The organism is Arachidicoccus ginsenosidivorans (assembly GCF_007971385.1).
GTDB classification, from domain to species: Bacteria; Bacteroidota; Bacteroidia; order Chitinophagales; family Chitinophagaceae; genus Arachidicoccus; species Arachidicoccus ginsenosidivorans.
The window spans coordinates 577,561-599,757 of sequence record NZ_CP042434.1; the positions used below are offsets into that span (position 1 = coordinate 577,561).

Annotated in this window: 20 protein-coding genes; 14 read left to right on the forward strand and 6 right to left on the reverse strand. The window is 40.1% G+C overall.

Annotated elements, in window-relative coordinates:
* The first annotated feature begins 59 nt into the window (after positions 1 to 59).
* The 7 genes from FSB73_RS02275 to FSB73_RS02305 all read left to right on the forward strand — a co-directional run bounded on the left by FSB73_RS02275 (position 60) and on the right by FSB73_RS02305 (position 6,171).
* Positions 60 to 2,555: a WG repeat-containing protein gene (locus FSB73_RS02275; protein WP_146779952.1), complete on the forward strand. Its 2,496-nt coding sequence runs from the start codon at positions 60 to 62 to the stop codon at positions 2,553 to 2,555.
* Between the two features lie 53 nt (positions 2,556 to 2,608).
* A complete protein-coding gene (locus FSB73_RS02280) occupies positions 2,609 to 3,322 on the forward strand; it encodes a DUF1266 domain-containing protein (RefSeq protein WP_146779953.1) in 714 nt (237 codons plus the stop codon).
* Positions 3,323 to 3,348: 26 nt separating this feature from the next.
* Positions 3,349 to 3,894 (forward strand): hypothetical protein, encoded by a 546-nt coding sequence (locus tag FSB73_RS02285; protein WP_146779954.1) that lies wholly within the window; start codon positions 3,349 to 3,351, stop codon positions 3,892 to 3,894.
* A gap of 143 nt (positions 3,895 to 4,037) precedes the next feature.
* Positions 4,038 to 4,463 carry a TonB-dependent receptor gene (locus tag FSB73_RS02290; RefSeq protein ID WP_146779955.1) on the forward strand — a complete coding sequence of 142 codons (426 nt, stop codon included), beginning with the start codon at positions 4,038 to 4,040 and terminating at the stop codon, positions 4,461 to 4,463.
* Positions 4,454 to 5,215, forward strand: a complete 762-nt coding sequence (locus FSB73_RS02295) for a cytochrome-c peroxidase (RefSeq protein ID WP_146779956.1) — start codon at positions 4,454 to 4,456, stop codon at positions 5,213 to 5,215. Before FSB73_RS02290 ends, FSB73_RS02295 begins: the two co-directional genes overlap by 10 nt.
* Positions 5,193 to 5,597, forward strand: coding sequence for a cytochrome-c peroxidase (locus FSB73_RS02300; protein WP_146779957.1), 405 nt, complete (start codon positions 5,193 to 5,195; stop codon positions 5,595 to 5,597). Before FSB73_RS02295 ends, FSB73_RS02300 begins: the two co-directional genes overlap by 23 nt.
* Positions 5,598 to 5,649: 52 nt before the next feature.
* Positions 5,650 to 6,171 carry a molybdopterin-dependent oxidoreductase gene (locus tag FSB73_RS02305; protein WP_158639377.1) on the forward strand — a complete coding sequence of 174 codons (522 nt, stop codon included), beginning with the start codon at positions 5,650 to 5,652 and terminating at the stop codon, positions 6,169 to 6,171.
* A gap of 140 nt (positions 6,172 to 6,311) precedes the next feature.
* Here FSB73_RS02305 and FSB73_RS23775 read toward each other — a convergent pair whose 3' ends face one another.
* The 3 genes from FSB73_RS23775 to FSB73_RS02320 all read right to left on the reverse strand — a co-directional run bounded on the left by FSB73_RS23775 (position 6,312) and on the right by FSB73_RS02320 (position 10,189).
* Positions 6,312 to 8,990 carry a multicopper oxidase domain-containing protein gene (locus FSB73_RS23775; RefSeq protein ID WP_225974394.1) on the reverse strand — a complete coding sequence of 893 codons (2,679 nt, stop codon included), beginning with the start codon at positions 8,988 to 8,990 and terminating at the stop codon, positions 6,312 to 6,314.
* Between the two features lie 250 nt (positions 8,991 to 9,240).
* A complete protein-coding gene (locus tag FSB73_RS02315) occupies positions 9,241 to 9,810 on the reverse strand; it encodes a DUF3347 domain-containing protein (RefSeq protein WP_146779959.1) in 570 nt (189 codons plus the stop codon).
* Between the two features lie 79 nt (positions 9,811 to 9,889).
* Positions 9,890 to 10,189 carry a hypothetical protein gene (locus tag FSB73_RS02320; protein WP_146779960.1) on the reverse strand — a complete coding sequence of 100 codons (300 nt, stop codon included), beginning with the start codon at positions 10,187 to 10,189 and terminating at the stop codon, positions 9,890 to 9,892.
* Between the two features lie 439 nt (positions 10,190 to 10,628).
* Between FSB73_RS02320 and FSB73_RS02325 the strand changes: the two genes are divergently transcribed.
* The 7 genes from FSB73_RS02325 (at position 10,629) to FSB73_RS02355 (ending at position 19,420) form a co-directional block, all read left to right on the forward strand.
* The gene (locus FSB73_RS02325) at positions 10,629 to 12,974 is read left to right on the forward strand and encodes an outer membrane beta-barrel family protein (protein ID WP_158639378.1); all 2,346 of its coding nucleotides are present in this window, start codon (positions 10,629 to 10,631) and stop codon (positions 12,972 to 12,974) included.
* 123 nt (positions 12,975 to 13,097) lie between these two features.
* Positions 13,098 to 13,877: a carboxypeptidase-like regulatory domain-containing protein gene (locus tag FSB73_RS02330; RefSeq protein WP_146779962.1), complete on the forward strand. Its 780-nt coding sequence runs from the start codon at positions 13,098 to 13,100 to the stop codon at positions 13,875 to 13,877.
* Positions 13,817 to 14,938: a hypothetical protein gene (locus tag FSB73_RS02335; protein ID WP_146779963.1), complete on the forward strand. Its 1,122-nt coding sequence runs from the start codon at positions 13,817 to 13,819 to the stop codon at positions 14,936 to 14,938. The genes FSB73_RS02330 and FSB73_RS02335 overlap by 61 nt, the downstream gene beginning before the upstream one ends.
* Before the next feature lie 17 nt (positions 14,939 to 14,955).
* On the forward strand, positions 14,956 to 15,822 hold the full coding sequence (locus tag FSB73_RS02340; RefSeq protein ID WP_262712596.1) for an outer membrane beta-barrel family protein: 867 nt from the start codon (positions 14,956 to 14,958) through the stop codon (positions 15,820 to 15,822).
* A gap of 724 nt (positions 15,823 to 16,546) precedes the next feature.
* Positions 16,547 to 16,999, forward strand: coding sequence for a hypothetical protein (locus FSB73_RS02345; RefSeq protein WP_146779965.1), 453 nt, complete (start codon positions 16,547 to 16,549; stop codon positions 16,997 to 16,999).
* On the forward strand, positions 16,962 to 18,623 hold the full coding sequence (locus FSB73_RS02350; RefSeq protein ID WP_146779966.1) for a hypothetical protein: 1,662 nt from the start codon (positions 16,962 to 16,964) through the stop codon (positions 18,621 to 18,623). The genes FSB73_RS02345 and FSB73_RS02350 overlap by 38 nt, the downstream gene beginning before the upstream one ends.
* Positions 18,608 to 19,420 carry a hypothetical protein gene (locus tag FSB73_RS02355; RefSeq protein ID WP_146779967.1) on the forward strand — a complete coding sequence of 271 codons (813 nt, stop codon included), beginning with the start codon at positions 18,608 to 18,610 and terminating at the stop codon, positions 19,418 to 19,420. The genes FSB73_RS02350 and FSB73_RS02355 overlap by 16 nt, the downstream gene beginning before the upstream one ends.
* 27 nt (positions 19,421 to 19,447) lie before the next feature.
* Here FSB73_RS02355 and FSB73_RS26190 read toward each other — a convergent pair whose 3' ends face one another.
* The 3 genes from FSB73_RS26190 to FSB73_RS02370 are packed head-to-tail and all read right to left on the reverse strand — an operon-like array spanning position 19,448 to position 21,917.
* Positions 19,448 to 20,341, reverse strand: a complete 894-nt coding sequence (locus tag FSB73_RS26190; RefSeq protein WP_262712462.1) for a DUF2075 domain-containing protein — start codon at positions 20,339 to 20,341, stop codon at positions 19,448 to 19,450.
* A gap of 17 nt (positions 20,342 to 20,358) precedes the next feature.
* Positions 20,359 to 21,591, reverse strand: a complete 1,233-nt coding sequence (locus tag FSB73_RS26195; RefSeq protein WP_146779969.1) for a DUF2075 domain-containing protein — start codon at positions 21,589 to 21,591, stop codon at positions 20,359 to 20,361.
* Positions 21,588 to 21,917, reverse strand: coding sequence for a nucleotide pyrophosphohydrolase (locus FSB73_RS02370; RefSeq protein ID WP_146779970.1), 330 nt, complete (start codon positions 21,915 to 21,917; stop codon positions 21,588 to 21,590). The genes FSB73_RS26195 and FSB73_RS02370 overlap by 4 nt, the downstream gene beginning before the upstream one ends.
* Positions 21,918 to 22,197: the final 280 nt, after the last annotated feature.

Here is a 22,197-nt window from a genome sequence, read left to right on the forward strand (position 1 = left end):
CCATTCATATCACTACGCATGTAATAAAATTTATCGCCTGACTTTTTTCAATACACCTTATGCATCCATTAACCTATTTAAAGCACAGAAAACTATTTGTATTTGCGGCATTGCTAATACTTTGCTGTCGTGGTCAGGCACAAACCAGAAAGTATGAAGCAGGTTCTGATTTTGAGTTTGGTTTTGCCAGAATACTAACAAACAAAAACAGCACCGGTCAGCGTACACAAAATATCCAGCATTATATAGACCCAGAAGGCCATATTGCCTTTGATTCCATATTAAGGGGTGGCTTTCTTGCCAAAACTAAGTGGGAATTTCCAGATGACACCACCTTGCTTCCTGAACACTATTACGTTGTCGTGGAGAAAAAAAAGAAACTTGGCGTACTAACCAGTGACGGACACTGGCTATTAAGGCCTTTGTACGATACAATTGACACGAGAAATCCAATGGGGTGGATTGTCAAAAAAGATGGGCATCAATCTATCTTTACTAAAAATGGCCTCGCAGTTCCCCTTAAATTTGAACAGGTCTGGCAGATGGATAGCAATTATTACAATGTAGTGCAACAGGGAAAATGGGGCGTTTATAGTAAAAAAGACAGCACGCTGGTAATTCCTTGCCTATATGAGGATATGGATTATTGTTATAGTTGTCAGGATAAAGGTGATTACGTATTTGCCAAAATAAAGGGCAAGTGGGGCATTGTAGATATCCACAACAAAATACGGGTGCCATTTCAATACGACCATCGCCATATTAATATGACCAGTGGTAATATGGTCTATGCCCTCTACCATAACAATACGCAGCTGAAGATTAACCTTACTACTGGCAAGGTAGACTCCTGTCAATGCGCGCCAAATGATAACGGGGATAGCATAGATTTAGAGGGTGGATTTAAACTTGTCGAACAAAACAATTTGTATGGTTTGGTAAATGCCGCAGGCAAAAACATCCTGGATTATAAATATTCACAAATCCTTTATGAATCAGATTCGGCCTGGATCAATGTGCCAGCGCCTTATGTTCAGATCCGAAACGAGCATGGCTGGGGTATAGCAGATACAACAGGTAAGCTCTTGGTGCCACCCATATATGACCATATTTCAATGGTATCAAATGACAGTTTATTGATTTGTACCCGTAAAATTGGCGGGATCTATCAAGACGTCTTGATAAACTTGCACATTGGGCAAATATTGCCGGATCATTATGACGCGATAAAGGCAGCCGCCACTGATCATCAAATTGACAGTCCTGTTGTACATTTTCTCCAACTTGAAAAAAATAACCTGTTTGGATTGTATAATCCTGCTACAAAAGTATTAATCCCCCCTAATTTCGATGAGATTAAGCACTATCAGTTCTCCACTCAATTTCCACACGCTGTGGTCGTTAAAAAAAACGGGCTATCTGGTATATTGGACGTAACAACAGGCAAATGGATTATCAAGCCAAAGTTCAACAGCATAGAGACTGAAAAACTACCTGCCGGACTTGCGATTGTTGCGCAAAATGGACAATTTGGCCTATACAACTACCTGAGTAAAACAATGATCATTCCACTTAAAAATATCGTTTTATATAAAACAGAGAACAACAAGGCATTACTTGTGAAAGCCGGACTAAAATATGGACTACAGGATTTTAAAGGGGATAAGATTACAGATTCTTCCTATGATGAAATCCATTCGTTGAATGATTCTTTATATGTACTCATGTCCAGAGATGCGCAATTTAATAATCATTACCGCTTTTACAATAGTCAAAGCAAGGATTATTACACTGCCCCAGGCGATACCCTTGAAGGTGTTTATGTGGACACCATGGCAATTCTCGTAAAAAATGCGCATTATTTCCTTTGGAATCCCGCGACCCGCCAAATCATTCACGGGCCATATGACAAAAATGGCGCGCCTACCTTCATCGATGTCTTTACCCGAGGGCTGGCTATATTTTACAATGGGCATAAAAAAGCAGGTGTGTTAACGACTAATGGCAACCTTATTGCACCCGCTATCTATGACGGCCTCACGCGTTTTAAAAATGGGTATTCGCTTATTTTGAAAGGAAAAAACAAAAGAGGTGTATTCCAATATGGATTTTTAGATTCCACGGGCAGGACAGTCATACCGGCAAGTTATGACCTGGATCAAAATCGACAAGTCTCCGATTACTTTATGGATAGTTGTTTTGTACTCCTTTTGCAAGACAGCCTAGGTCATTACTTGACCGGACTCGCCAATCAAAATGGCCGGCAGATCATCCAGCCTTTATACAGTAAAATTATTGCTCAGCAACAAGGCCAGTACTATATTGTCAAAAAAAATAATTTGTTCGGCATAATAGACCGGTTGGGAAATACAATATTACCGGTCGTATTCAGTGACATTGGTCTAAGTTCCTGGCCAGTTTATGAGCAGCAGTATGGTTTTCATTTTCCGATATTTGCCAAAAAAGGTGGCTCCTGGCACTATTACCTAAAAGATAGCTCCATGCTCCCTATAGTAGTAGCTAGACATATACAATTTAACGAAGCTATTTTTTAAAATCTTTCATCGTTTTAAATCTTCCGTTTTAACAAACCCTACAAACATCTATTATGCTTAACCTCTTCAAATCAAAGCCTTTACTGGATAACTTTTATCAGCAAAATAAATTGGACCCTCAACTGGAGCCTTTTTTAAATATCGGCGCACTACTTTTGGAATTCAATCAAAAAAGAGACAGTCTGACCCTTAGATCCAGGTTGCCATCTCAAGATTTAATAGCTTTGCTGGGTAGCGCCTGGGGGCTAAATGACTCAGTATCCTGCAAGCAACTCCTTGAGGAATTACTGACACTGCCTAATCAAACTCAGCAGGCAGATTATATTAATGCTATCTTACTGCAAAGGTGCAATGTAAATCCTCTCGCCTACGGTGTTTTGGTGAGCCCCGGAAAATTATTTACTTGCCTGGAAAAAAATTGCCAGACTATATTTACTGGTCAAGACCATCCCTTTGATCGCATCCGTTTTGACGCCATAGGCAATGTAACCGCCTGGGATCTGGAAAGAGCCGGCCTGGTATGCCGGTATGGTTATAATATTAGTTGGCTCACAAAGGAGGAAACAATTGCTTACCTTAAGCGGCTTTATAAACTGGCCTCAAACTATTATGATAACTGGGCAGATTATTATATCGCGTACATGAAAGCACGTACGCTATTTTATGAAGAACAGGAAACTGAATATATTGATTATGTATATACGTTAAGGGACCTATATAGTAATGCGGCCTATTTCTGTTGTAAATACCCTATTCAAAACTTCTAAATATTATACAATTAAATTTTTCCATTATGAAACACAGCCAATTAACCCATTTGTTTTTAGCTACAGTAATAATTACGACTTCTGCCTTAGTCTGTGGTTGCGGCCATGCACATCTCACTAAAGGCACTTTGGTGGATCCGTTACAAAATCAGTTACTTAAATTAGAAACCAACAAGGCCAATAAAGGCAAAAGAGTCAGCGTAATTGGCTACCCTAATTTCACAGGAGATATTAAAACGGGCATAAATGACGATCCTGTACTTAATGTCAACAGCGAACGGGATGGAAAAGGTCGATTACTCGCCAGTTTTACGATTCCATTTGGCAAGGGTGCTAATGAAGTTCATGTTCCAGAGACATTCACTAATCACGATATTGTTCTTTATGATAATGACGGGCTAAAACATAGTTATGCTGAAAAATTACAGTTTAGTTTTACCCTGTCCATCCAGGATAATCGTACCCGTATTACCCAATACCCTTTAAATGCAGCAGGACTGCCAATAATGGACAGCGCCATAAAAGTCTATCCAACTTACCTGACAGATATCAGGATAGACAAGATTCAATAATATCATCTCCGCCTATGGGTCATGCATCCATAAAAGTTGATTGTCTTTTGGCAATGCCCTCTACATGCAGGTAATCCCCTTTGTATAGGGGGCATCTTACTTGCCCAACACGTAAAAGCACCAAAAGTGCTTAAAGAGAAAGAATGCTCAGGGGCAAATCCGCCTATAAGGGCTTTGAATTAGGGGTAAATTATCATCCCTGGACAGCACTTGCTACAGGCATCAATTACACTTACATCAAACGTAACAACCTGACCAATCCGGCAATCTATTTTACAGATGTCCCTAAAAGTAAATTATTCACTTTTGTGCAGTACGCTATTAATTCCTGCTTATCGTTACATGCGGATGCAGCGTTGGACGCCAAACGTTACAGTACCTCCTATGGTACCATAGCAGATGGCTATACTTTAATGAATGCCAGTGCAAAATTGCACCGCTGGAAATGCTTCTTTCTGGAAGGAGGCGTAAATAATATATTCGACAAAAACTATGCATTAACTGAAGGATATCCGCAGGCAGGCCGAAATTTCTTGATTAACCTCCATTATAACCTCCAATGCGATTAGGCGTCAATCTATTTACAGTTTTTATGGTGCTGCTCCTAAGCTTGGCTGGTGCAATTATGGCCTGTTCATTTACATCCAGCCAACCATTTTTACCGGTAGATACACTTGCCAGACCCCAATCATTGCAGCTGGCTTTCCCGGCCTACTTTGGGCACCATTACAGTATCCCTGAGAACAATCCACAAACAATCGAAGGCTTTGAACTGGGCAGAATGCTGTTTTACGAGAAAGCGCTGTCTATAAACAATACCATATCCTGTGCGTCCTGCCACCAGCAGCAGCATGCTTTCAGTGATACGGTAGCCTTTAGCACGGGCGTGGATGGCATAAAGCAAACCCGCAATACGATGGCGCTTATCAATTTGCTGTGGTTGCGGCATTTCTTTTGGGATGGTCGGGTGACAGGTCTTGAAAATCAAGTGGACACTCCAATGATCAACCAACATGAGATGGGACAATCCTTCCAAAAAAGCATCCAAAAACTAAAGGAGAAAAAGTTCTACGGTAAGAAATTCAAGGCAGCCTTTGGCGACGAAAAAATCACCAAGGACAGAATCGAAAAGGCGCTCGCACAGTTTGAGCGAGGTTTAATTTCCTGTAACGCCAAATATGACAAGTATCTACAGGGCAAATGTACACCTACACAAAGCGAGCTTAGGGGGATCCAGTTGTTTTATGGCAATCCCACCACAGTGGCTTATACGCGGAGACCTAATTGTAGCCATTGTCATGGGGGGGCCAAAGACTTATGAAGAACTGTACATGAATAATGGACTGGACAGTACTTTTAAGGACCTTGGCAGAGCCGACATAACCAATGCAAATGATGACAGGGGACGTTTTCGCGTGGTAACGCTCAGAAATATTGCACTCACGCCGCCCTATATGCATGACGGAAGGTTTAAAACGCTCGAGGCGGTGCTTGATCATTATAGCGATCACATCCTTAGCAGTCAAACCCTCAGTCCGTTTTTAAATACGGTAACCGTCGTATCGGGGCCACAGCACAGCTCATTTACCCGGCAGGAAAAAGCAGATTTACTTGCTTTTCTAAAGATGCTGACAGACTCCAGCTTTATTACAAACCCTCAATTTTCGGATCCTTTTATACAGAAAACCACCACAAATAATTAAAAAACAATAAATTCGTCACTGAATGATTCCTCAAGCTTCAAAAACAATCCTAATGATGAAATTAAGATATATAACCTTGCCACTGATCCTATTATTTTTTGGTCTCGGACAATCAAACGCCCTTAGCGCACAAAACAATACTACAACGAATATCGCCTTACAAATCAAGGGAGAAGTGCTAACTCCTTTAAATTTGACGATTAAACAGCTAAAAGAATACCCAACACACCAAGTCGACGTCAAAGACAAAAATGGTAAATCGCACCGCTATACGGGCGTTTATGTGCAGGATGTCCTGACAAAGGCTGGGGTCACTACTGGCCACGACCTTAAAGGAGAAAATCTAACCAAATACGTATTGGCCGATTGTGCAGATGGTTATCAGGTTCTATATTCTTTGGCAGAACTCGATAGCAGCTTTACCGCCCACCCACCGATTATCGCCTATCAGATGGATGGTCAGCCGTTGTTTCAGAGTAAAGGCCCCTTGCGCATGGTGATGCCTCAAGATAAAAAGCCAGCCAGAGACTGCTTTCAATTAAAATCACTGAGCGTGCATTTTGCCAAAGAGTAATGATTTTGCTGTTGGCGCTTATTTTTGACAAGGTTCAAAATCATAGTCTGTCACAGCTACTTCCTGCTTTTAAAACAGGCAGCTTTAAAGTAAGCTGCCTGTAGCTGTCTATTGATGCCTGCAAATGCCCCGTTCAATGTCTAATAGGTCAAAGTTATACCGGCACCCCATCCCATATCACTGTCGTAATGAGAAGAGACAGAAAAAAGTTTTGTCAGGATGTATTTCCCGCCAAAAGAATATTCCCGGTCAGAATTCACCATAAAACTTGCCCTTAAACGTGGGGTTAGTGGAATATCTTCCCGACTTAACTGCATCCTGAAATAACCATGATGATCTACACTGCCATCCAATATCATTAGCCATGGCAGCGTATATTGCATCCCCACATGGAAGACTTTACGGTCATCTTTTGTATTGCTCTGGCCAAATAGACTTTTTTCTTCTTGCTTATGGCGTCTATGTCGCCAGTCTACCCCCACATATGGAAATAGCCATTGCATCTGATCCAGATATCGGCCAAAATGCGTTTCTACTTCATACCCGTCCGTGTTATTATATCCCAGTCGCCACTCGCCCTGGAAAGCCCAGCGCGTATTAGCATAGACCAGGCTCCCATCATTACCATTGGTCGCAAAATCATTTTCAGCCTTTAAATGAAACATCCGGTCATCCATTTTCAACATTTTATACCCCATTTCTGGATGCGGCATTTCTGGATTGACGATACTATCCTGGTAACTGAAGATTCTACCCATCCCACTCATCATGTGATAGAGAATATGGCAATGAAAGAACCAATCTCCACTTTCTGATGCATTAAACTCCAAGGTATCAGTTTCCATCGGCATAATATCCACTACATTTTTCATGGGAGCACGGTCTCCATATTGATTCAGGAGCCGAAAATCATGCCCATGCAGGTGCATAGGATGTCGCATCATGGAATTATTATAAAGGATAATGCGCAAATTCTCTCCCTTTTTTATCAGAATCTTATCTGCCTCCGACACGGTTTTGTTATTAATCGTCCAGATATAACGGTTCATATTACCGGTCAGTTCAAAACGAAAAGTTCGCCACGGGCCCTTTGGTAATACGGTACTGTGTGTTGCCTGCAGCATATTATAATTCAAAGTCTTGGAAGAGGAATTGCTATCTGCTCCACCACTATTTTGCATTCCAGCCATATCCATGTCCATTTCACTGCCAATATTAGCACTGCCATGGGAAGCAGACCTATTTTGCGTGTGCGCTTTTGCAGATACGGGTTCCAAATCCATACCGCATTTGGGACATTTGCCCGGTTTATCCGACTCAACCGCTGGATGCATCGGGCAGCGGTATATTATAGCAGCGCCATTAGCATCAGATTTATTATCACGATACTGACTAGCGTCATGGCCCTGATTCTGACCGAGACCTCCCATATCCATCTTTTGCTTTTCATCCATGCCCATAGCGGGTATCGACATGGATTTATGCGCTGCTGCCTGCTCCCCCTCAGGATACATGACTTTATTCATATCCATGGTCTGCAAAGTCATGGACATCCCCATATCATCCATCTTCCCGCTGGTTCTCATCATTGCATTCATCATTTTCATGCCCTCAAAATAATGAAGGCGACCCAGGGATTTTGCAGGCACTGCCCTGCCTGATCCCAACCATAGTGAGGCAGCACCTGTTCTGTCTTCCGCTGTGGCTAAAAACTGATAACTTTTATTTGAAGGAATGGTAACCACAATATCATAAGTCTCTGAAGGACCAATAATCATGTCATCTACCATAACTGGCATTACATCATTCCCATCACTGGCCACCACCATTAATTTTCCACCGCTGAATTTAAGCCAGAAATAAGTGGAGGCCGCCCCGTTCACGACTCTTAACCGGACTTTATCACCTGCTTTGAATTTTTGGAGCTTGCTGGAAGGGCTGCCATTTAATAAGAATTGCTCATAATAGACATCACTGACATCCATGGCCTTCATTCTTTTCCATTCATTAAGCAGCTTTACACCAAACTTGCCCGCTGCGATAGCCTCACTATAGCTCTGAACCGCATGCTTTTTAATGGAGAACCAATCAGAAGCCGTATGTAGTCTGCGATCTATCTCCTTAGGTTTCATATGACTCCAATCACTCAACACAATTGGGATGGTTGGGATGTTTGGTTCCGTTCTTTTATTAAAGATAAGCGCTCCATATAGCCCAATTTGCTCTTGCAAAGCATAATGACTGTGGTACCAGTAGGTGCCCGCCTGCACCACCGGAAATTTATAGATATAAGTCGTATGCGCAGCAATGGGATGCTGCGTCAGATAAGCCACTCCATCCATTTGATTGGCCAGTTGCACGCCGTGCCAATGAACAGCGGTTGGTTCATCTGTATTATTATGGACATATATCAGCGCTGTATCGCCTATTGTAAAAACAAGCGTCGGCCCAGGCAACTGCCCATTTACCGCAATGGCCTTGCTTTTTTTCCCGGCATAATTAACCGTGGAGTCTGTTATATAAAGATCATACCTGATCGTCTTAGCATTAATGGATCCGGGGGCAAAATGAATCCCGGCTCCTGCCGCCTGCACTGGCCTTTGCGCAATATCCTGCTCCATATTAGAAAGTTTGCCCGTAGGCGGCTCACTTCCAGGTAATGTCGGCCGGGCTACCGGCACCGCAAAATCTCTAAAGGGTGTAAATTCATGATTATTTCCGTGATCAAAGGTCGGTTTAGTCTGGGCATTTGCCTTGTAAATGCTAATGATTAGCATCAACAACAAAAAACCAATAAACCGCCTGGTATATATTTTCATCTGAATTAATTATTAGAAGGTTCATCAAAAATGTCAGACACCGCTAAAGTCACCTGCAAAGCAGAAGACAAATGGCATTACCATGCATTCAGGTAGGCTGGTATTCAGTTTTCAGCCATGCATGCCATCAATCTTCGCCTTGAATAATGCCCACCAGTGTCCTTTGTTTCATAGATCAGAAACAAAATACATTGTTTGTTAAAAATGGGTAGAACGCCAATATTTTACCCAACAACTGATTTGTGATCCTTTAAGGATTCAAGGTCTCCTTAACCGTACCACAGCTCAACATTGACTTACCATAATAGGGGTTAGCAATAGCCTTTTTATCGCTCAGCCAACTGGCTTTTGCCATCGGGCAATAATCGAAGTACAGCGTTGAAGAACTGCCATTTTTTTTCACCAGTTGGTACACCGAGTCACTTAAATCCTTAAAAGCACTTCTTTGCCCCTTAATATCAGCTGCATTACTTATTAATAAGGCGCTTTTTATGGCTGCATTCCCGGCCTTACCAAAAGTATTTTTATCTGCACTTTTCTCCAACTGCTTCAAAGTAGTGACCAGTGCTTTGCCGGCCTCACGGACCAAGGAGGGATTGTCCGCCACCAATGCGTTTTTCACTATTAAATAAACCCTGATCAGAGAATCTGCCTGGGCTGGCAAAACAAGGTTGAAAGAGGTTTTAAATGCTAATGTATTAATATTCGTATTTGTATTTGATACTGGGGTAAAGTCAACTCCGTAATTTTTTGTAAACCCTGCTGCCATGACAATTGTTGTCATAAATAACAAGAGCATAAAGCAAAATATCTTTTTCATAATTATGATTTTAAATTATTCAAAATAGGAAAACCGAAAACCTAAGGGCCATTTTTAGTATGGTAAAACGCTACTGGCCTTAACCAATTAATTTATTTCCTATTTTGGGCGGGCGCCAGATAAAATCAAAACCGGGTGGCAACCTCAGGGGTATAAAAACACTTCGTTGCTGAAGATGGGAAGTCAATGGGATATAAATAGCCGATTTTGCAAATAGAAATAGCGGACTTATTGCCATGAGGCTGCAATGACAACCATGGCCACAATGACCTTCCCTGTCCTGCCCTCCATTACTTGCACAGGTCGTCGTGTTGGCAATTTCGCTCAGATGCTTCAACCTTGCATGACCCGATTCAGGCCTGACAGATGTATCAGTCATCCTTGTATTTTGCCAATTGTTGCTTTTAGTAACACAACAAGAACGCTGACACATGACCTTATTTGCTCCCATATCATTTATAGAGCAGGCCACCCCTAGCTTTGGCACACAAACCAAAGCTAATACAGCGAGGAACACCCAGGATACTATAAATTGCTTTTGCCGCAAAAACAAGGATTTTAATACCTTCCAAAGGTATATTATTTACGGGCCTACCTGTTATAAAATTTCCTTTAAACCTTACAAAATTCACGCGAATAGCAACTAAATCAATCGTTTGCGTAAACTTAAGATATTTAAGGTTCTTTATCAATTTAATCCACACAATGACAGTAGATTTGAAGTTTTAGTAACATATTCGCATTTCCACACATATATGAACATCTTTACACGATTATTTTTAACCATCCTGACAATTTTGTTTTTGAACAGCCAGATAATGGCACAAATAACCGTGCAAGGTCACATTACCGATGACCAAAATAAGCATGTCAGCAACACTGCTGTCCGTCTCCAGCTGCTATCTGATACCACTATCAGTTCTGGGCAAAACAGTACTAATGGCGTTTTTAGTTTTACAGGACTAAAAAAAGGCCTATACGCTCTAAAAGTTTCCAAAGTCGGGTATACACCTTCACAAACCTATATCCAACTTAACCAGGATACCGTCATCAACGTTCTTTTGTCGTCCTACACCGAACAGCTCGGCCAGGTTACCGTCACCGGCAAAAAGAAAGCCATTGACCAGAAGGCAGGTAAAATTACCTTTAATGTGGGTAGCAGTGTTACCGCACAAGGAGGCAACGCACTTACAACACTTTCGAAAATCCCGGGAGTCAAGATTACAGGCACTGATATCGGATTGGTCTCTAAAGGTTCAGTCAAATTGATGGTAAACGATAAAATACTGGAAATCAGTGCCGATAATCTAACAAATTACCTATCCACGCTAGCTGCCAAGGATATTGAGAAAATAGAAGTCATCACCAGCCCAGGCGCCAATTATGACGCAGCCGGCAATGCAGGAATTATCCATATTATCACAAAAACCAACAAACAGGAAGGCTGGAGTGGTTCTATGCAAGGCAGCTACGGCAGACAAAACACCTACAATAATTATATACTGAATGGTTCAGTTAACTTCAAAAAGAATAAATGGAACGCCTTTGCAAATGTCAATTTAAACCGGCGAAAAGAATTAATGGGCTGGATTATAGGCGTTGATTACCCTACTTACAACTGGTCACTCAATGATACAGGTATTTACCGCATTGATGACTATAATGCGACACTTGGTGTAGGGTATCAGATTGGCAAAAAAAGCCAGATTCAAATGAGCTACCACTACGGATACCGAGAGGAAGGCCATCATCTGGATGGACATGATGATGTGAAAAACTATATTACCGATAACAAAACCGGTAAGTTGGATTCAATTATCAGAAGTTATGCTACCTACAATCCAATCGCCAAAACCAATGCACTGAACCTGCATTACACGACAACGCTGGACGAGAAAGGCACCACCCTTAGTGCGGACGCGGATTATTTTAACTTCTTTAGAACCGATTATTCCAATTTCAGGGGCTACATGCAGCCTGAACTCAAGGAGGATGGTACAGAAAATGCAATATTTTCAAATACCGCAAAACAAAATATTCTGATCTATACGGCAAAGGCCGATCTAACCCTACCCACTCCCTTTGCAACCTGGATGTTTGGCTTCAAACTGAGTGACATTAGTATATACAGTGATGCCCTCTACTTTAATCACGGCACTGGCTCCCCTGTCTTTGACAGTAGCAAAAGCAATATATACGACTACAGCGAAAATACGCAGGCCGTCTATATTCAGGGTTCCAAAAAATGGGCAGATATTGCCCTGAACGGTGGTGTGCGCGTGGAGCACACCACAACGACCGGGCATTCTATCCTACTGGGAAAAACGGACCAGAATAGCTATATCAAACTATATCCATCCGTGTCTTTCACCTATCAAGCCAGTAACAATAATAATTTCTGGCTAGAATATAACAGACGCATCAATCGACCGACCTTCTGGAATTTAAATCCATACAGGTCAATGCTTACCGCCTACGCCTATTATGACGGCAATCCTGCCCTGAAACCTGAATATACCACGCAGGTGGAATTAGGCCATAGTTATAAGCAATTACTGTACAGTTCTATATATTACCACCATACTACGAACAGTTTTGACAACCTGACAATTGGCTCGTTGGACACTTTTCTGGTATATAGAACGCCGCTGAATTTCCTAACCACCACCACCTGGGGGTTACAAGAAAGGGCCAACCTGACACCTGTCCAGTGGTGGGACGCCGCCTTGCAGTTCAATCTGTATTATACAAAGAGCACATCAAAGTTAAATTATGTGACTGATCAAAAGGGCTGGGGAGAGTATGTTTCCATCGGCAATACCTTTTATTTTAATAAAAAGAAAAACTTTAGCGGCGCCGTAAATTTCTGGTGTCAGTTTCCTGAAGTTGATCATATCGGCACAACCAATACCTATAATTCACTGGATCTGGGCCTGCTTTATACCACAGACAATAAGCAATGGACTATTGGACTGAATGCAACAGATATTTTTAAAAATAGCTGTCCAACATATTATACGCAGGTCAATGGCTTAAAACAGAGCTACGAACATTTTCAATTAAACAGATCCTTGGTATTTTCACTGACATATCAATTTGGAAGGCGACCAAAAGCAAGCAGCCAAACAGAATCCGGTAACCAGGAAGAAAGGAGTCGACTATAAATTATTGTATAAATCACCCAATAGCTATAACATAATTTTATGATTTCTAAATAGATACAAACCCTATAATTTCACATACATTTCTTAAATTCGAGAATCTTATTACTAAATCTCATTACCGAGTTGAACAAAACGCTAATTTACTTATGTCTGGCCTTTATTTTGAGTATTTGCGCCAATCGTTCGCTCTATGCACAAAAAACAGATGTCGCTTTTAAAGTCGTTAATCACGTTGACAGCCTGGCCCTCGCAAAGGCATCGATAATTTTAATCCGTAACAAAGATTCGGCATTCCTTGGATTTGGCATCACGGACAGCACAGGCCAGTACACCTTCAACAAACTCAAATTAAAATCCGGAACCAGTTTCGTGGTCTCCTCACTAGGTTTTATACCAGTAAGCGTACCCGTGAAGTCCACTGACTCAGCCTTGATTCACCACTACATTTCGCTTAAACCAGACACTGGGTTACTCGCAGATGTGATTGTGCAGTCGGCAACTGCAGTACAAATGAACGGAGATACCTTAGAATATAATACTGAATTTTTCAAAACGATGCCCAATGCCGTGGTAGAGGAGTTACTAAAAAAACTTCCAGGCATAGAATTCAGAAATAATGATGAAATTTATGCCGATGGGCAAAGAGTGAGTAAAATTACAGTGGACGGAAAAGATTTCTTTAGCAGTGACCCGAAAGTCCTTTTAAAAAATTTGCCGGCGGAGCTCATCAAAAAAGTGCAGATCGTGGATGAGAAAAATACGGTTGCCACCGAAACCAGACAAAAAGAAGATATTCCTAAAATCATTAACCTTAAACTAAAAAAGCGGTTCGCCAAGGCATTTTGGGTAAAGTATTTGCAGGTTATGGAACTGATAAAAGATATGAGACGGGAGGCCTTTTGAATCTTTTCAGAGATACTTTACAAGTAAGTCTTATAGGTACTTCCAACAATCAAAGCAGTCAGGGATTTTCTATGCAGGATCTCAACGAAATGGGCGGATTTGACCGTTCAGGAGATATGGGCGGGCAGCAAGGCTATAATTTAGGTGGCTACGGGTCTTCAGGCATTCCCAAAAAATCGCTGGCTGGCACCAATATCAATTATAATTTCACCAAAGATATTAAGCTCAACCTGCAATATTTTTATAAACAAAACGAAACCCGAAACAGCTTTTTAAGAATCAATGAAATTGATTATATAGATTCCACCTCCTATATTCACTCTACTGGTAATTCAAACAATGCCAACCACAGTCATCAAATCCATGCTGGTTTTTCCTGGAAACAAGATAGTACAGGGTATCTGAACTACAATTTTGACTGGACGCATACTGCCAGTAGTTTTTTCAATTCAACTTTTTCAGAAACTAAAACTACCCATGTAGATCTGTTCAATACCACTTCCTATCGAAATAATAACCATGATTCTCAGCGGGACCTAAGCACTGATATCAATTACAACAAAACCTTCACCAAATCTAAAATTGATATTTCCTTGAACGGCAACTATGCATCTGGTCTAAGCGCTGCAGATCATTATGTGGACAATATCACCACTCAATACGTAAAAGGTTATATTCCTGATTCCATTTTACGCCATGAACTCAATCATTTACCTTCAAGTAATTATAATTTTGGTGCCTCAATACACAAATCCTTCAGCAAAAAGCATATGCTCATGGCCGCTATCCATTACAATAATGATGTAGGCCATAGCGGGGATGAGGTTTATCAAAGATTTTCAATTTTAAATCAATATGAATACACCCCTGGCCAATCCATTAAGTTTAAACACGAGAACGGGCAATTCAACTCCAACCTCTCCTACCGATTCCATGACGACAAATCAAATTTGAATTTTACGATAGGCGGTAAATTTTACCAGTATAAGCTTGTCAACACCTATTCTGAGGCCGCTATTGGCAAACAGACAAACATTACAATTTTCTATCACCTGACCTGAGTATCAATTATAAATCCATTGGCGTAAGTTTTTCCAGATCAATGCAACCCCCTTCTTCTTACTACCTGTCACCGATCACAGATAGTTCCAGCAATCTGTATTACCAAACCGGCAATCCAGACCTATCTCCTACCACCAACAGCAACCTTTCCATTCATTTTAATAAATATTGGCGCAAAAGCCAGTTTTCTATTTACACGAATTTTACCCAGCGTTGGACTGAGGATAATATCGTAAACAAAACAGATATCGATGCGCAAGGTATTTCCAGATCAACTGTCATCAACTATGGGCATGGGGCTAATAACACCTTAAATATTGGCATCAACAAAGGTTATCATAAAAAGGATTTTAATCTTGGCACCGGTATCAATCTCTATGCGATGCAAAATAAGACGCCTTTATACCTGAACAATGCCATTACCCAGACAACGACCCAGAACATTTACCTTAACCTAAATGGCAACGCCTCTTATAAAGAACTGATTCAAGTCGATGGAGGCTGGCGAATTAATTTCAACAACAGTTTTAGTAAAGATGCCACCTATCAGACCAATAAAACACATACCATCACTACCTATCTAAATTTAAAATGGAAGCCAACACACCGGCTGGTATTTCAGTGGAACAACCGCTATAATACACAGTCTAACCCAAATCCTGGTCAGAAAACCAAATGGTACTTTAGTGATGCATCAATGGCCTATAGCTTCTTCAAAGCAGAAAATGTCGAGCTAAGACTAAGCGGCTATGATCTGTTCAATCAAAACAAGGGCAGCTACCAGTTTGCCTTCCAAAATCAAATCTTTACATCCCAGAATCTCGTACAAAAACGTTATTTTATGCTGACGATCTCTTATAAATTCAAAAAGATTGGTAATTAACAACTTAGAGTTTGCTTAACCATTAAAGCGCTGATATTCTCCGTGGTTAGAAACGCTGACTGGCTCCCTTTAATTTTCAGGCTAATTTGTATCTTTGAATAGGCAACTTTATAATCGATACTTCTTACATGCAATTAAAATTCCTTAAAAAAGGCAGTATTGGCCTTCTGATTGGCAGCTGTATGGCCCTCAGTTGTCATAAACCTCCACAAAGCCATTTAAAAAAAGGATTTTACTATTGGAAAACCGCTTTCAAGCCAACTAATTACGAATTAAAACGGTTGGATAGTTTCCACTGCAATTCCTTATATGTTCGTTTTTTTGATATCGACTGGAATGAAAATCAAATACGCCCCAGCCAATAGCAGTTAGTCAGATCGCAAAAAGTAGACCCACAGGTTATACTTACGTGCCAGTTATATTTATCACCAATGAGGTAATGCATAAAATTCAAAGGGAGCAGCTGGAATTGCTTGCAAAAAACTGTACTAAATTGTTGTATGAGAAGTGTTTACAATCAAATATCCAACCAACAGAAATCCAAATCGATTGTGACTGGACTCAAAGCACTAAAGAAAATTACTTCTATTTTTTGAGCCTTTGCCATAAGCAATCTTTCTTTAAAGGAAAAGTATTAAGTAGCACCATTAGACTCCACCAGCTACGTAACCCAAAATCAAGCGGTATTCCTCCTGTGGACAAAGGGCTATTAATGTGTTATAATATGGGAAACCTTAAATTGTCAGGAGACAATAATTCCATCCTTGACTTATCTGTTGCCAAAAAGTATTTGGTATATGTACAGGATTACCCCCTCACTTTAGACGTCGCTTTTCCCTTATTTAGCTGGTCCCTTTTATTTGACGATCAACACCGGTTCTCTGGAATACTTAGCAAGATTACAGAAGAGCAACTTAAAAACGCCGCATTATTTAATCCGCTCGGCAACCACTTGTATCAGGTCAAAACCGATACCACGTGGCAAGGGTACAATTTAAAAAGAGCTGCCACAATACGTTTTGAATCCTGCAGTACGCAGGATTTAACCAAATTAGCGTCACTCATAAGTGGCAGAGTTCCTAACTGCTCCACCATAATATTCTATCACCTCGATAGCCTAACAATTTCAAAATATAGTAATGATGACCTGGAAAAAATTTATCGTACTATGCACTAGTATTGTAACGATCATAATCGCAGTAAAAATCGCCTACAGCTGCCTGCCGGAGCAGATCTATTATGCCTATCCTTCATTTTTCGGCAACAAGGCAACGAACAAACCTGCTTACAGACCTTTTTATTATGTCGCAGAAGATCCATTCTATAATAACTATGATGACAATCTCCAAGACAACAGCGACATACTTAACCAAGAAAACATTCAGGACTGGAAGCACTACACCAAGGCTGATATCCCCTTGAAAGACATCGACAGCCTGGTGAACAAATACACCATCCAGGATATTAAGAAAATCGCTGCTGGCCAAGTCAAAATGCTCGCCAGCGATAAAAAAAATAATGCTTTTACCCAATGGTTATTGCGACATTCAGCTGCAGCTGTTATAAATTACCTGATTTATGCAAAGCAGTGTGAACCCTATGTGATTCCACAAAGCGATTGGGACACATTAGTCACAAATATTGATTCCTCTCAGATATTGATCCGGACCGGTTTGGCTCTACGACACAATACAACAGATAAGTTCTTAAAAGCGCGTTACACCTTCCAGGTGCTAAGACTCGCCTTTTATAATAAAAGGTATGATCAAACCCTTCATTTATTTGACAGCTTAATAGGAACATTTGATCCCAAAACAGCAATGCTGTCCGATTATCGCAGTCTGGGGTTAAAAGCCGGCGTATATTACCGCACGAAAAATTATCCGATGGCCACCTATTTATACGCAAAAATGTTTGACGGGCCTGACGGTTTAAAAAACACAGCCATGATTTCATTTGTCTGGAGCACCAGCCGATGGGCAAAGCAAAATAAAACAGCGATCATTGATTCCGCTTTTCAATTATGCAAAAATGATCACGAGCGTGCGGTCATTACAGTAATGCAGGCACTCAGATCCAATGATAAAGCCCTTCCACTCATAAAAAAAGCCTACGCACTCGATCCAAATATAAAAGGCATCGATGTGCTTGTCAATAGAGAAATAAACAAGATGGAAGAACGATATGAGCAGCATGGCATTAATCAGACAAACCATATAGAATACGACAGTTATTACTATTATTTTGAAGGGCGACCCGCTGATAAACAAGACTACCTGATGGATTCCTTAATTAGCACTTATCCAGGTTACCTTGGTGCCTTAAATAGCTTTTCTCAACAAATGATTAGAGAACAAAAAGCGGGAAATCCAGCCTTCTGGCACCTAGCCTGCGCCTATATCAGTTATATGCTTAATGACACCCAAAAGATGAATCTGGAAATGGAAAAAGCAAAAACAGCTGGTATGCAGCCTCAGGAAGCGCAGCTCTATCAGGTATTCAAAATCTTGCAAACTATAAAAGATCATTCTACTATAACATCCTTAGAGGAAAGCGAGCTATTACCTAAATTAAAAACCTTGGATTCATTATCTAACCAAAATGCAGACCAGGACCATAATTTCTATTGTATCATGAATTTACTATTGGCGCCCAGATATCTAGCACAAAAGGATACCATTAAAGCGCTTTACTGTATGGCCCATAGTAAACGCTTTAAAGGTCAATCTTATGGAGATTATAATTGGTTTATTATGACTATCCAGAAGCGACCAGTGAATATAATGTGGATACGCATCTAAGGGACAGGCCTGGACAAATCCTGGACAAAATAAGTCTTAAAAGCATACAGGCAATGCAGGCATTTGTAGACAGTAGTCATTATTCGGCTTTCAATAGCTGGTTAGTATCTGGCACCTATTATACCCAAACAATGCTTAAGGAAATGGAAGGGACAAAATATCTACGCGCTTTTAAGTTCAAAACTGCCGCAGATATTTTAAAAGACAACACCAATCTGGACAGTCTGGCCTACCCATTTGAAATGCATATAAATGATATTACTGATACCATTTACCAACTGGATTCCACGCATATTACTACTAAATGGACATTTGCCAAACAAATGGCTGATTTGCAGGATATTATAAAAAAAGATACAGATAATGCTCCTGCATTATATAAATACGCCCTTGGCTTATATGGCATGTCCTATTATGGAAGATCACCTAATCTGTTTTCTTATTTTCGTAGCACAGCAGATGAGTACAAATACTACAAAACCAAGCAACGGGACCAACTTCCTGCGCCGTTCCAGCAGTATTACGGGCTCTACACAGCAGAAAAATATTTCAATCTTGCAGCCAAAGCGGCAAAAACCAACACATTGAAGGCTAAATGTATTTTCGGCGCAGCAAAATGCTGGCAGAAAAGATGTACAAGGGCAAGTAAGACCGGGTATTCAGATTTAAACTATGTTGGTTATTCGCTAACCAATCCTTATTTTAAAATTCTTAAAACGCAATATGGCTCCAATGAATTTAGTAAAGCCATTTATAATACTTGCAGTTATTACAGGGATTTTATTAGAAAAAATTAATTAAATGTCATTTGAACCGCCAAAATATTATTTATTGAAAGCCACTCCACCAAGAAGTTTTTCAATACGACCGACAACGGTGCGATTTATACCTCCTTTATTTTTAAGTCTTATAACGACATAACGACTCATAGTTAAGGAAGATGGTAGCCAATTTTCTTTTCCATAAAAGGCATGTTGCTCCGCTACCTGCCATTGGAATGCTGTGCTGGCTTTCGCATCTGAACGGTCACTTAAGTTTTGCTCTGTAGCAACTATCTCCTCATGTACAATCTGAATAAGTGCGACAGCTCCATTTTCATCACTGCCATCTTTTTGGATCTGACAAGCTATAAAATCATGAGAATTCCCCTGCAGATCTTCTTCACGTAAATACATAGTAGACGCATATTTCTCCACTAACTGTTCATTTTCAACACTCAACTGAATGAGTGGCACTTCCACTCTATGATTGCTTTTAATACTTGGATCATATTTATCCATATACTTTTCAAAATAAGTTCGCAATGCAGGATCTGCAACATAGACAAATGCCCCTTTAATGCCACGAAGCATCATTGTACTATAAATATGCTTTATATACCTATCAAGCTCCTGAGGATCTTTAATACTATCCTTCCCCGTCCGGTCTTTATAATTTGACTTTATCACTTCTATTAACCCTGTTTGGGTATTGAATGTAATTTCAGGTCCAAAAATCACTCCCACATAATTAAGATCATATCCCTGAACCGTATGAATACAGCCAACCTCATATCTGGCATTTTCGCTATTAATCCAGTCCTCCGTCTTCGTATTCCATCTTAATTCAACGCCATCCAGCTGGATATCAAATAGTGATTTATTTTTTTTCGACACCCATGGCCAGGCATAACCCGCCACCAACCGACAAAGCCCAAAATGTCTTTCTTTAATTTCCAATTGCTGAATTAAATCACTTAAATCATCAAACAAGCACAGTTCATACCCTTTAATTTTTGAAGAATTTCAGCAGTCGAGCCTTCAATTTGCAGCAAACCTTGAATAAAACGAACAAGTGTATCTCCTCCTTTTGAACGCAACTGCGTTTTCAACCTTAGTCTTTTCGTATCAGCTGCTTGAGCAACCTGATCAAATTCAGATTTCTGTACATCAGATGGCTTGATACTTTGACCGGCATCATAGAATAAAATAGCCTTAGAAGACTGTTTAAGCACCCATTGTAATTCGGAGGTATTACTTGGATTCAATCCAAGACGCTGGCTATTTTTATCAAAGCTGGAAAATACTGGTCCCAGATTAACCCGTCTTCTGAGCCGATGAGATTCATCCACCAGCAATATATCATATTTTTCCTTGGCAACATTACTGGGTCCGATGACCATAGATCTGTTCAGGCCTTTTATCTGCGAAAAAATCTTGCTTACGGTCTTTCTAAAGGAGCCCATAGGAATCACCAATCCCATTTTCAGGTTTGAATATTTCTTTTTGACAGCTTCCACCAATTCAACAATTTGCTGATCTGCAGTCCCTAGTTCAACAAATTTAAATGTTTCCAAATCTGTATTCAGGAGCTTAAATAGAAAAATAGCCAGAACACTCTTTCCAGTACCAGCACTTCCACTTACAATAATCGTTTCAAAATTATCTGATACCAAGGCTTCGAGTATTTCTTTCAGAGAAATAACTTGATCAGCACTAAGCGATTTATAAGGCGAGTACTTGAATAAATCTGAATTATCAATATCCTTTAAAGTTTTCCGAACAACTTTCAATTGCCTTAATTGCTCCCATACATTTTCAAATAGGCCCTCATACAACTCTTTTTGTTGAAAATAATGATGATTGGCAATGCCAATATTGCTATTAATCAGATGATAGGTTTCATCAGCTGACATATATTTAATTAGACTTGATTCAATATCCAGCGTGGCAGATTTATTAAAAAGATTACTGGAAATTAACAGGGCCTCAGACAACTTCTGCTTTTGCTCATTTTTAAGATGCACTTTCATGCGTTCAATAGTATCGGTTGTTTCTCCTATATAAGCTTGTTTTTCATGTTCGTCTTTGAGGATATATACCAGGGGCCATTGATTATTCTCAAAATAGTCCTGAGATTGCTTAATACGGTTTAATACATTTTGGTTAAAATCATAACGCTGGATTTTAAATACCCCTTTTTCATTCATAATTCATTATATTTTTTGGCAGTTCCTCTAGCTTTATCTACAGGATACTTCTTATTATTCAAAAGCAGCTTTTCTTCAATAATTTCCGTGATATCCAAACCCTGTTTATCCGCCAAAAGCAATGCATACATTAAAACATCTGCCAGTTCTTCTCTGATTTTTTGAGGATCCGCACTTTCTGGTGCCTTCCAAAGGAAAAGCTCTAATAATTCAGATGCCTCAATAGAAAGTGCTAAGGCCAGATCTTTCGTATTGTGAAACTGCGCCCAATCTCTTTGATCTCTAAACTGTCTTATTTTTTCTTTTAATGCCTCTGTTTCCTTCATGATCCATTTTTATGCAGTAAGATTTACCCGGTAACTGATTGCAATTTAAGTAATTTTCAGAGAATTTAAAGCACCATTTCTTTACCCAGACAATAAATTTCAAGCAATTTTGTCGCTCAGACATCCCCCTATCACCCCAATCAGGTGTGCGTAACTACTTTCCACGCCTGGATTAAAATTCAGCAATTTTTTCTAAATTTACCAGGTCAGTTTATGCGCAAGCAAATTTACCTATCATATTATTAAAATAAATAATTCCACAATCCATATAATGGAACCA